Annotated in this window: 11 protein-coding genes, 1 rRNA gene and 1 other RNA gene; all 13 read left to right on the forward strand. The window is 46.1% G+C overall.

Translation table 11 applies throughout. The features are described from left to right. Nucleotides 1–199: 199 nt before the first annotated feature. Nucleotides 200–586: a response regulator gene (locus tag ACE04G_RS05540; protein WP_017691292.1), complete on the forward strand. Its 387-nt coding sequence runs from the start codon at nucleotides 200–202 to the stop codon at nucleotides 584–586. Between the two features lie 260 nt (nucleotides 587–846). Then, nucleotides 847–1,701: a class II fructose-1,6-bisphosphate aldolase gene (gene fba / locus ACE04G_RS05545; RefSeq protein ID WP_036607263.1), complete on the forward strand. Its 855-nt coding sequence runs from the start codon at nucleotides 847–849 to the stop codon at nucleotides 1,699–1,701. A gap of 147 nt (nucleotides 1,702–1,848) precedes the next feature. After that, entirely contained in the window at nucleotides 1,849–3,102 is a 1,254-nt protein-coding gene (locus ACE04G_RS05550) for a UDP-N-acetylglucosamine 1-carboxyvinyltransferase (protein WP_017691290.1), read from the forward strand. A gap of 465 nt (nucleotides 3,103–3,567) precedes the next feature. Beyond that, complete coding sequence (gene rho / locus ACE04G_RS05555) at nucleotides 3,568–4,893, forward strand: transcription termination factor Rho (RefSeq protein WP_036607258.1); 1,326 nt, start codon at nucleotides 3,568–3,570, stop codon at nucleotides 4,891–4,893. 97 nt (nucleotides 4,894–4,990) lie between these two features. Then, nucleotides 4,991–6,265 (forward strand): radical SAM family protein, encoded by a 1,275-nt coding sequence (locus ACE04G_RS05560; RefSeq protein WP_091039190.1) that lies wholly within the window; start codon nucleotides 4,991–4,993, stop codon nucleotides 6,263–6,265. A 102-nt stretch (nucleotides 6,266–6,367) separates the two neighbouring features. Beyond that, complete coding sequence (gene rpmE / locus ACE04G_RS05565) at nucleotides 6,368–6,565, forward strand: 50S ribosomal protein L31 (RefSeq protein WP_036607255.1); 198 nt, start codon at nucleotides 6,368–6,370, stop codon at nucleotides 6,563–6,565. Nucleotides 6,566–6,711: 146 nt separating this feature from the next. Then, nucleotides 6,712–6,979: signal recognition particle sRNA large type (ffs, locus tag ACE04G_RS05570), an RNA gene on the forward strand. A 172-nt stretch (nucleotides 6,980–7,151) separates the two neighbouring features. Beyond that, nucleotides 7,152–8,897 (forward strand): DNA polymerase III subunit gamma/tau, encoded by a 1,746-nt coding sequence (gene dnaX / locus ACE04G_RS05575; RefSeq protein WP_221824830.1) that lies wholly within the window; start codon nucleotides 7,152–7,154, stop codon nucleotides 8,895–8,897. A 41-nt stretch (nucleotides 8,898–8,938) separates the two neighbouring features. Then, the gene (locus ACE04G_RS05580) at nucleotides 8,939–9,250 is read left to right on the forward strand and encodes a YbaB/EbfC family nucleoid-associated protein (protein ID WP_036607248.1); all 312 of its coding nucleotides are present in this window, start codon (nucleotides 8,939–8,941) and stop codon (nucleotides 9,248–9,250) included. Between the two features lie 35 nt (nucleotides 9,251–9,285). Next, nucleotides 9,286–9,885, forward strand: coding sequence for a recombination mediator RecR (gene recR / locus ACE04G_RS05585; protein ID WP_062838113.1), 600 nt, complete (start codon nucleotides 9,286–9,288; stop codon nucleotides 9,883–9,885). Between the two features lie 228 nt (nucleotides 9,886–10,113). After that, nucleotides 10,114–10,341 carry a DUF2508 family protein gene (locus ACE04G_RS05590; protein WP_083657421.1) on the forward strand — a complete coding sequence of 76 codons (228 nt, stop codon included), beginning with the start codon at nucleotides 10,114–10,116 and terminating at the stop codon, nucleotides 10,339–10,341. Between the two features lie 32 nt (nucleotides 10,342–10,373). Further along, entirely contained in the window at nucleotides 10,374–10,643 is a 270-nt protein-coding gene (locus ACE04G_RS05595; protein ID WP_036607241.1) for a pro-sigmaK processing inhibitor BofA family protein, read from the forward strand. Between the two features lie 348 nt (nucleotides 10,644–10,991). Further along, a 16S ribosomal RNA gene (locus ACE04G_RS05600) occupies nucleotides 10,992–11,366 on the forward strand; the annotation flags it as partial.

Genomic DNA, 11,366 nt, shown 5'->3' on the forward strand with positions numbered 1-11,366 from the left:
TTGGGGATGTTCCTGGCAACCATAGCGGCTGCCGGAACATCCCTTTTTTTTGTATAAAGAGCAGGTGGAAATGCTTTTTGTCATTTTGTGAAGGTAGCAGGATTTTAATGGAAGAGGTAGAATACTTATCATGACGACTATGGGATAGTTATCCAGATTCGATGATGTGCATGCTTTCCTAATTCTAGGAGGTTACAGAGTGGAAGATAAAAAAGTTTTGATTGTTGATGACCAGAATGGTATTCGAATCCTGTTAATGGAAGTGTTCAGCAGTGAGGGGTATAACACGTTTCAAGCACCCAACGGCAAGGTTGCTCTGGAGATTGTGAATAATGACAAGCCTGACTTGGTATTGCTCGATATGAAGATTCCTGGGATGGACGGTCTTGAAATCCTGAAGCATATTAAAGAGATTGATCCGGGTATCAAGGTGATCATGATGACCGCTTATGGTGAACTGGACATGATTAAGGAAGCAACAGATCTCGGAGCGCTCATGCACTTTACGAAACCGTTTGATATCGATGAGATGCGAGTGGCTGTGAATATGCAACTTCGCAATGGTACTGCCAATAAATGCAGCTGAATCCTGTTGATACAGGATTTTTTTGCGTGTGGAGAACATAGAAGGTGCTTGGTGGGAGAATTGGGTATTTCACTCCTACATCCGGGGAATATTGGAAATGTGGAAGTTATAAAGCGGTGTCTATGAAAACTGTGCTGCAAAGCACAGCATTTTTGCAAATGCTTGTTTAGTATTTGACATGGGATGTGGTATAATAAGCCCGTATGTGATTTCGGCTAAAAACCATAGACACAACCCAAACCCCTAGGAGGATTGAAACCATGCCATTAGTATCTATGACAGACATGTTGAACAAAGCACTTGAAGGAAAATATGCAGTTGGTCAATACAACATCAATAACCTTGAGTGGACTCAAGCGATTCTTGGTGCTGCTGAAGAAGAGAAATCCCCAGTAATCTTGGGTGTATCCGAAGGCGCAGCACGTCACATTGGTGGCTTCTACACTGTAGTTAAAATGGTAGAAGGACTCATTCACGACATGAAAATCACCGTTCCAGTTGCAATTCACCTGGACCACGGTTCAAGCTTCGACAAGTGTAAAGAAGCGATCGATGCTGGATTCACATCCGTTATGATCGACGGTTCCCACCACTCTATCGATGAGAACATCGAAATGACTAAAAAAGTTGTTGAATATGCACACGCTAAAGGCGTTTCTGTAGAAGCTGAAGTAGGTACTGTAGGCGGACAAGAAGACGACGTTATCGGCGGCATTATGTATGCTGACCTGAACGAGTGTATCCGTATCGTTAAAGAAACAGGTATTGATACATTGGCACCAGCTCTTGGTTCCGTACACGGTCCTTACCATGGCGAGCCTAACCTGGGCTTCAAAGAAATGGAAGAAGTTCGTGATGCGGTACAAGTTCCACTCGTATTGCACGGTGGTACAGGTATTCCTAAACACGACATCGACAAAGCCATTTCCCTGGGTACATCCAAAATCAACGTAAACACAGAGAACCAAATTGCTTTTGCAAGAGTGGTTCGTGAAGTGCTTGCTGCTAAACCAGATGCTTACGATCCACGTACATTCATCGTACCAGGCCGTGAAGCAATCAAAGAAACCGTTAAAGGTAAAATCCGCGAGTTTGGTTCTAACAACAAAGCGTAATTTATCTTTACCAGTTCCATACTGTGAAATGGAAAAACACCGCCTAGCCGGTGTCTTTCCATTTTCACACCTTATTTCTACATCGGAAGCCAACAGCACGTATTGCCGTTCATCGGCTGCAAAACACGTAGGGGGACATTAAGCTTTATGGAAAAATTGATGATTAGTGGCGGACGTCCGTTACAGGGAACTGTAACTATAAGCGGCGCCAAGAACAGCGCCATTGCGCTTATTCCTGCAGCATTGCTTGCCGAGTCAGAAGTCGTGTTGGACAACCTGCCGCTTTTGAGTGACGTGGCGGTTTATGCAGAAATTTTGGAGGAACTCGGAGCACGTGTGACTTGGGAAGGCAGTCAGATGAAGATTGACCCTTCTGACATCAAATCCATTCCTATGCCGAATGGTCCCGTGAAGAAGCTTCGCGCTTCGTATTATATGATGGGTGCATTGCTAGGGCGTTTCAAAGAAGCGACCATAGGTTTACCAGGGGGCTGTAATTTTGAGCCTCGGCCAATTGATCAACATATCAAAGGTTTTGAAGCGCTTGGCGCAACAGTAACAAACGAACATGGCTCCATTCATTTGCATGCCAAAGAGCTGCGCGGAGCAAAAATCTATCTTGATGTAAGCAGTGTCGGCGCAACCATTAATATCATGCTGGCGGCTACTCGTGCCAAAGGCTCTACAATTATCGAAAACGCGGCTAAAGAGCCTGAGATTATAGATGTAGCAACACTTCTGAATTCCATGGGTGCCAGCATCAAGGGTGCAGGTACCGAAACGATCCGTATTGAAGGGGTCTCGGAGCTTAAAGGCTGCCGTCATTCCATCATTCCGGACCGTATCCAAGCAGGTACGTATATGATCGCTGCAGCGGCGACGCGCGGAGATGTTCTGATTGACAATGTGATTCCCAAACATCTGGAAGCTTTAACGGCAAAGCTGCTGGAAATGGGTGTTGGTATTGAGGAATTGGATGAAAGTATACGTGTCATTGGTAAACCAAGCTATAACCACGTTGACGTGAAGGCACTTGTATATCCTGGTTTTCCAACGGATCTACAGTCACCCATGACCAGTGTTTTGACACAGGCAACCGGTGTGAGCGTCCTGAGCGACTTTGTATACAGTAATCGGTTCAAGCATGTGCCTGAGTTAGTGCGGATGGGTGCAAAGATTCGAGTAGAAGGACGGTCAGCGATTATTGAAGGCAGTGCATTAAACGCAGCCAAAGTAAAAGCATCCGATCTTCGCGCTGGGGCAGCGCTGGTAATTGCAGGTCTCACTGTCAGTGAAGGTGTGACTGAAGTAACGGGGGTCGAATATATCGACCGCGGTTATGATCATCTGGTGACTAATCTGCGCCTGCTCGGTGCAGATGTATGGCGGGAAACTGATTAATAGGAAGCGTTATGCATAGTTCGGTCCTACACATGTTTTTTTTAACTGAACTGCATATCTTTTTGTTGATTGGGTAAACCTGTTTTAATAGAGTTCTCAGTCTCTCCGGCATAAGACGAAATGTTTCTGTTTCCTTTACCGGAGGGTCTTTTTTTGAATTAAACTTCATATGGCTGTAAGAACATCATTTCTCATCCCCAACCCCCGGTTTTGTTTGAACTGCGCTCCACAGCCGGTCTATCCGGATTGATCGCCTCAATGCATCGTTCACTCAATAGCGGATCTTGCCGAATGTTGGCCAGCCCACCCGGAAACTTACACTCAAAGACAAGTATTTGCATTATAACGGTTACATTCCGTACAATGGACAGAAGAGATTGTGGCAGACGCTGCGCTCTATAGCCGGAACATCTAGCGAAACTATCCATTTCACACGGACTTATTAATTGAATAGGTGGTTATTATATGGATCTACAAATTTCCGATTTGGAAGAAATGAAACTAACGGACCTCTACAAACTGGCCAAAAAATATCAGATACCTTACTATGGTACGTTAAAAAAGAAAGAATTAATCTTTGCTATACTACGTGCACAAGCTGAACAGAGTGGCCTGATGTTCATGCAGGGCGTACTCGAGATTTTACCTGAAGGTTACGGATTCTTAAGACCTATCAACTACTTGCCAAGTACGGAAGACATCTACATCTCAGCTTCTCAGATTCGCAAGTTTGACCTCAGAACAGGTGACCTCGTATCAGGTAAGTGTAGAACGCCTAAGGAAAATGAGAGATACTTCGGTTTGTTGCAAGTCAACGCTGTAAATGGTGAGAATCCATCGGCGGCTGCAGAGCGACTTCACTTCCCGGCACTAACCCCACTGTATCCGCAGAAAAAACTGGTTCTCGAAACATCCCCCAACCATTTGTCCACACGCATTATGGATGTGCTCGCCCCGGTAGGATTGGGACAGCGCGGATTGATCGTAGCACCTCCCAAAGCGGGTAAAACGCTTCTCCTCAAAGAAATTGCCAACAGCATCTCAACTAACAATCCTGAAATTGAACTGTTTGTCCTGTTGATTGACGAACGTCCAGAGGAAGTAACGGATATGTCGCGTTCGGTAAAAGGGGAAGTTGTGGCTTCAACATTTGATGAACTGCCTGAGAATCATATTAAGGTGGCGGAATTGGTGCTTGAACGTGCGCTTCGTTTGGTTGAGGCCAAAAAGGATGTCGTTATCCTGCTGGATAGCATTACACGTCTTGCCCGTGCATATAACCTGGTTATTCCACCATCCGGTCGTACGCTTAGTGGTGGTATTGACCCAGCTGCATTCCATCGTCCGAAACGTTTCTTCGGTTCTGCCCGGAATGTGGAAGAAGGCGGAAGCTTGACCATCTTGGCAACGGCATTAATTGATACTGGATCACGTATGGATGATGTCATTTATGAAGAGTTTAAGGGTACAGGTAATATGGAGCTTCATCTAGACCGTCGTCTAGCAGAGCGCCGCATATTCCCGGCAATCGACATTCGTCGTTCGGGTACACGTCGTGAAGAAGTGTTGCTTAGCAAGGAAGAGTTGGATACAATCTGGGCGATTCGTAAAAACATGAATGATTCCCATGACTTTGTTGAAGGATTCCTGAAAAAACTTCGTAACAGCAAGACAAATGCAGAGTTTTTGGCGGCATTTGATTCAGCTGGTAATAGTCCAACAAGCAATTCCGGGACAACAACAACCCGTCGTTCACCTAGACAGACAGCTACGTCAGGTACATCGACGTAATTGCCGTTTGACTAATCACTTTCTTTTTGCAGCATTGCTGTGAATGTTACAATACACTCGTCGTTAGGTTTAACCCATTAGATGTGAGGAGAACATCATGTATTTAGTATACGCAGATGAAAAAGGTAATGTATTTGATCATCCTTCCCTGTACGGGCTTGCCCGCAGTGGAGATATGATCGTTGAGATTATGGAAGACGAACTCATCCCTTTGCCAGAGGGTGCAACGTTGGTTGGACTCCCGAGCACCCGGCCCATTGGTATGGACCCGGATACCGGTGAGATGCTACCAATGCCAACGGACACACAGGCTGTAGGTGCTTTGCTTCCACAGGGATTCACTCGTTTGTGTCTCCCTGGTTATGTGAAGACGGATAAAGAGTATAAATTGCCGTTATTCGGCTATTCCGCAGTAGTTTGGAAAGATGGCGGTTTCTATGTCACGGCTGCGAAGTCGGATAGTCCTGACCAATGGAATCCTCTGAACTGTGATCGTGACGATGTTCGTTCCGGAGTTAAACGGTTGACGGAGCAATATCCCGAGAACCGTCTTTATACCCATCTATCCAACTGTGCGCTTGGATATGAATGCCTAACTTCATCAAACACGTTCCTGAATCGTTGGGAAGGTGGAGTACCGGTATCCTATTCTTGCAATGCGGGCTGTTTCGGGTGTATCTCCGAGCAACCGGATGATAGCGGCTTTGTTTCCCCGCAGACACGTATGAACTTCCGACCACGTGTGGATGAGATTGTGGAGGTTATGCTGGAACACCTGAAGACGCCGGAGTCCATTATTAGCTTTGGACAAGGTTGTGAAGGGGAGCCTTCCACGCAGGCCAAGCTGATTATTGAAGCGATTCGCGAAGTGCGTTCCGTAACGGACATGGGGTATATCAACATTAATACCAATGCCGGACTGAACGATCACATTAGAGGTATTGTAGATGCTGGATTGGATCTGATGCGCGTAAGTACAATTAGTGCACTGGATGACCACTATAACGCCTACTATAAACCGCGTGGTTATACCTTAGCCAATGTTGAGAAATCAATGAAATACGCAGCGCAGCAGGGTGTATATACGTCCATTAACTATCTGATCTTCCCAGGCGTAACAGATCGTGAAGAAGAGATTGAGGCGATGATTGAGTTTGCGAGAAGAACCGATCTACGCTTGATTCAGATGCGTAATCTCAATATTGATCCAGAGAGCTATCTGGAATTAATTCCTCCTGCTCAAGGTGATATCTTGGGCATGAAGCAGATGATTGAGATTTTTGAAGACGAGCTGCCTGATGTTGTGATCGGATCGTATACCCATGTTCCACCCGCTGGAATGGCACGTCCAAAACGGTTGATTACCTCATAACAATAATGGATTGCAACAGGCACAAGGCCGTGTTATAATCTCAGAGTTGTGCCATTTACTCTGAGTCCGCTTGAGGCTCAGGGCGGAAAGAGGTGAAAGGTAATGAAAGAAGCAATTCATCCTAATTACACGATTGGTCAAGTATCTTGCGCTTGCGGGAATACTTTTGAGACAGGTTCGGTTAAAGACGGACTTCGTGTAGAGATTTGCTCCGCGTGCCACCCGTTCTTCACAGGTAAACAGAAGTTTATCGATGCTGGCGGCCGTGTTGATCGTTTCAAGAAGAAATACGGAATCTAATTGGACAATTCTTGGAGTTGTCTGCTAATTGTATCCAACACACCCCTGCTAATCTGGCAGGGGTTTTTATATTTTATAGGTAAGCATGGTTGCTTCCGAGTTCCTCTGGTTGCAATTTGGATAACCTTACGTTATACTATTTCTTACCGTGCTAGATGGGGAGGTAGCGGTGCCCTGTAACTCGCAATCCGCTATAGCGAGGTTGAATTCCTGCTAGAGGTTTTGCCGATGTGAGGTTTGGTCCCTAAACGTGGTGTTGACGGTTGGGTCCTCCGCAATGAGTACTCATGAACCTGGTCAGGTCCGGAAGGAAGCAGCCATAAGTGAGATCACTCTTGTGCCGGAGGGTTGCCTAGCCCGAGCTATTGTTCAGGGGTGCCACTTGGATCGCAAATATCGATAGCAGGTGCACGGCTTACCTTTTAAATGTAGAGACCTTTGCAGTAGTATGTATGCAGAGGTCTTTTTGATATGTCTTAATAAACCGCATGAATGAGTCAGATAAAGTTTGGATTCACCCTAGAATATAGTATAATAGGGGAACGACAAAGGACTCGAATGCGAAGTGGAAGGAAGGTAACGCATCATGGAGCATATCGCGTTATACCGGGCTTGGCGTCCCCAGTCGTTTCAAGATATGGTGGGGCAACAGCATATTATTCAGACCTTGCAGAACGCGATTCGTGAACAGCGGACTTCCCATGCCTACTTATTTAGCGGGCCCAGAGGAACGGGAAAGACAAGTGCCGCCAAGATTTTGGCCAAAGCTGTGAACTGCGAACGTGGGCCTGCGCCTGAACCTTGTAACGAGTGTGAAGCTTGCCGCAGAATTACGACTGGCGCTGTGATGGATGTGCAGGAGATTGATGCTGCATCCAATCGGGGCGTTGAGGAAATCCGTGATCTTCGGGAAAAGGTTAAATATGCGCCAACCGAGGTCCGGCAGAAAGTCTATATTATTGATGAAGTGCACATGCTGACAACGGAGGCATTCAATGCTTTGCTCAAAACATTGGAAGAGCCACCACCACATGTGATGTTTATTTTGGCAACAACGGAACCGCACCGCCTTCCGGCTACCATTATATCGCGCTGTCAGCGATTTGATTTTCGCCGGGTATCCCTGGAAGAGCAGACAGCAAGACTTACACTGATCTGTGAACAGGAAGGCATGGAAGCTGACCAGGATGCGCTCCAATACATTGCCCGTTTATCGGACGGTGGAATGAGGGATGCACTTAGTGTGCTGGATCAGATCTCTTCATTTACGGATGGACGAGTAACGTACCAGCAGGTTATGGACATGACGGGTGGAATTGCTTCAGAGCAATTTGCCAAACTGGCTGCTTCGCTGCTCAAAGGTGATGTTGGTCATATTTTGCAGATGATTGAAGGTTTCATGCATGAAGGAAAGAGTGCAGACAAGTGCATGGAGAATTTACTGTATTATTTCCGTGATTTGCTTATGATTAAGATGGTACCTGATGCAGACAAACTGACGGACCGGGTACTTAATCCGGAGTCTTTCCGTGATATGGCGGAGTCATTCACCAAGGAACAACTGTTCCACATGATTGACACCCTTAATAGGTACCAGAGTGAAATGAAATATGCAGTACAACCACAGACATTATTTGAAGTTGCATTGCTTAAACTGTGTAGTATTCCAGCTCAAGGTGAGGCTTCTGTTCAGGTGGGAGCTTCAGCTCATGCAGCACCTGCTGATGGGGGAGAGATCAACCGCTTGAAGCAGCAGCTTGCTGAGTTGGAGAAGAAGTTGGATCGTGCACTGAAAAGTGGATTGTCTGGTGGAGAAGGTTCATCGAGTGCTCCATCTCGCCCGGCAACAAGAGCGCCGGTATCGAGAGGCAATTCGCCTGCGAAGCTTCCTGCACAGTTGGATCAGTATGTTGCACGCAAGGGAGCCCCTGAGTTCGCAGAGATCAGCAAAAAATGGAGTCAGATCCTGCAACGAGTGAAGGAAGAGAGGGTTACCGTTCACGCCTGGTTTGTGGATGGTGAGCCGGTATCATTGCTTGAAGACAATGTGTTGGTTGCTTTTAAAAACAACATTCACCGTGAAACAACGGAGAAGCAGGCTAACCGCGAAGTCATTGAGCGAGTGTTGTCCGAACAGCTTGGGCGTCCTGCACGATTGGTGACGATGATGCTCAAAGATTGGACCGGAGCAATGGAGGGAGCTTCTGAAGCGCCAAAGGAGGACTTTAAGCTTGAACCTGAGCATGAAGACGGCGGTTCAGGCAACAAACAGCCTTGGATTGATGAAGCTATCCAGCTCTTTGGTGAGGACCTTGTAGTGATCAAAGAATAATGCGCATAGCGCGATAACCATAACAAAGGAGATGAACAATTATGAACAACATGAACCAAATGATGAAACAAGTGAAGAAAATGCAGGAGCAAATGCTGAAAGCACAAGAGGAACTGGCGGACAAAACAGTCCAAGGTACTTCTGGTGGCGGTGTAGTGACGGCTGAAGTTAACGGACACAAGAAATTGCTTGCTATCACGATTAAACCTGAAGCGGTAGATCCGGAAGATGTTGAAATGTTGCAGGATCTCGTTATGACAGCTGTTAATGATGCAATGGCCAAAGCCGATGAGATTGCCAACAAGGATATGGGCAAGTTCACAGGCGGCATGAATATTCCGGGATTATTTTAATTAAAAATTGATCCTGTCAAAGGAGACACAATCGATTGTATTATCCCGAACCAATAGCCAAGCTGATTGATGCCTTCACCCGGTTGCCGGGTGTAGGTCCCAAGACGGCAGCGCGTTTAGCTTTTCATGTGCTTAACATGAAGGAAGATGACGTTATCGATTTTGCCAAAGCGCTCGTAAGTGTGAAGCGTAATCTTCATTACTGTTCTGTATGTTGTAATATCACTGATACGGACCCATGTCGCATCTGTCAGGATAAGTCTAGGGATGTCTCTGTAATCTGTGTAGTTCAGGATTCGAAAGATCTGGTGGCCATGGAGCGCACCAAGGAATTCGATGGGTACTATCATGTGTTACAGGGCGCGATTTCACCTATGGAGGGAATTGGCCCAGACGATATTCGTTTGAAGGAACTCCTGATTCGATTAAGTGATGAACGTATAAAAGAGATCATCTTGGCGACAAACCCCAATATTGAGGGGGAGGCTACAGCGATGTATATCTCCCGCTTGGTGCGTCCGTTTGAGATCAGTGTGACCCGGATTGCGCATGGATTGCCTGTAGGTGGCGATCTTGAGTATGCGGATGAAGTGACCCTTTCCAAAGCGTTGGAAGGGCGCAGGGAGATGCGTTAGTGTGTTCAATTTACGCAGCGGACTTCCTTGGTAACTTCGGATGCTAAATAAGTTTCGATGTGCAAAGAGAGCCTTAGGGCTCTCTTTTTTTTATGAAGAAAATGAATGTCCGAGTTCTAAGTTTGTCCTTTCCCTGATAAGTATGAGAATATGCTGTGCTGATCAGGAGGGGGAGAGTTTATGTTTTTGTGGCGAAATACACGGAACTCGGTAGAGAAACACAACAGAATGTTGAAGGAACTTGAGGCGGATCAGATCTATGCAGATATTCAGATGGCTAAGCAGGAATGGGAACGGGCTATGAGACAGTTTGAAGATGCACAGGGGCAGGATGAGATTGATTATGCCATTTATGTATTGGAGGCAGCTGAGCGGAAGTACCAGATCCACTTGAGAAGAGCAAAGCGAGCCAGAGCTAATGATGATGTTACATCACAACGGGGGATTAGTATGTAGACGCGTTTACATTAAACATGGAGGTGTAACATATGAAGAGTATCATACTGGGAAGTGTATTGGTTATATCATTACTGGGGCTTATCGTTATTTTATTCAGAAAGCGGATAGGGTTATCGTTTTTCACGTCATTTGGAATTCATCTGGTGTTGGCTGCAGTAGGGATATATATCGTGAATTATTCTGGCTGGATTACAGGAACCTACATCCCGCTGAACCCTGCAACGATAGGGACTGTAACTGTTTTGGGATTGCCAGGTGTGGGGCTATTATTAGGGTTGAAAATTTCTTTGTTCGGATAGTTGACTCGCAGGATATTTATATGGTACATTATATCTCGTTGCTTTGCTTGCTTGGTTAGATGCTTTAGATGAAATGAAGGAGCTCATTACGAACTTCGAAAAAGAATTTCAAAAAAACACTTGACCAAAACAAACGAAGTATGATATATTATAAAAGTCGCCGCTGAGAGAAAATGGTGACGAAAAAACGAGTTTGATCTTTGAAAACTGAACAACGAGTGAGTAAACATTCTGCTTGCAGAATGAACGCAAAAGTTGGAGACAAGCCTTGGCTTGGATCGACTGGAGCACAAATGAGATTTTTAATCTCGTCAGATTCAAAATGAGCTTATCGCTCTTTTCAATACTTTATTGGAGAGTTTGATCCTGGCTCAGGACGAACGCTGGCGGCATGCCTAATACATGCAAGTCGAGCGGAGTTGATAGGGAGCTTGCTTCCTTGATACTTAGCGGCGGACGGGTGAGTAACACGTAGGCAACCTGCCCTCAAGTTTGGGACAACTACCGGAAACGGTAGCTAATACCGAATAGTTGTTTTCTTCGCCTGAAGGAAACTGGAAAGACGGAGCAATCTGTCACTTGGGGATGGGCCTGCGGCGCATTAGCTAGTTGGTGGGGTAACGGCTCACCAAGGCGACGATGCGTAGCCGACCTGAGAGGGTGATCGGCCACACTGGGACTGAGACACGGCCCAGACTCCTACGGGAGGCAGCAGTAGGGAAT

Source organism: Paenibacillus sp. AGC31 (assembly GCF_057334655.1).

What these genes read in the sequence shown, in the direction of transcription:
- fba (WP_036607263.1), top strand. Translation starts at nt 847, where the DNA reads ATGCCATTAGTATCTATGACAGACATGTTGAACAAAGCACTTGAAGGA.
- ACE04G_RS05550 (WP_017691290.1), top strand. Translation starts at nt 1,849, where the DNA reads ATGGAAAAATTGATGATTAGTGGCGGACGTCCGTTACAGGGAACTGTA.
- rho (WP_036607258.1), top strand. Translation starts at nt 3,568, where the DNA reads ATGGATCTACAAATTTCCGATTTGGAAGAAATGAAACTAACGGACCTC.
- ACE04G_RS05560 (WP_091039190.1), top strand. Translation starts at nt 4,991, where the DNA reads ATGTATTTAGTATACGCAGATGAAAAAGGTAATGTATTTGATCATCCT.
- rpmE (WP_036607255.1), top strand. Translation starts at nt 6,368, where the DNA reads ATGAAAGAAGCAATTCATCCTAATTACACGATTGGTCAAGTATCTTGC.
- dnaX (WP_221824830.1), top strand. Translation starts at nt 7,152, where the DNA reads ATGGAGCATATCGCGTTATACCGGGCTTGGCGTCCCCAGTCGTTTCAA.
- ACE04G_RS05580 (WP_036607248.1), top strand. Translation starts at nt 8,939, where the DNA reads ATGAACAACATGAACCAAATGATGAAACAAGTGAAGAAAATGCAGGAG.
- ACE04G_RS05590 (WP_083657421.1), top strand. Translation starts at nt 10,114, where the DNA reads ATGTTGAAGGAACTTGAGGCGGATCAGATCTATGCAGATATTCAGATG.
- ACE04G_RS05595 (WP_036607241.1), top strand. Translation starts at nt 10,374, where the DNA reads ATGAAGAGTATCATACTGGGAAGTGTATTGGTTATATCATTACTGGGG.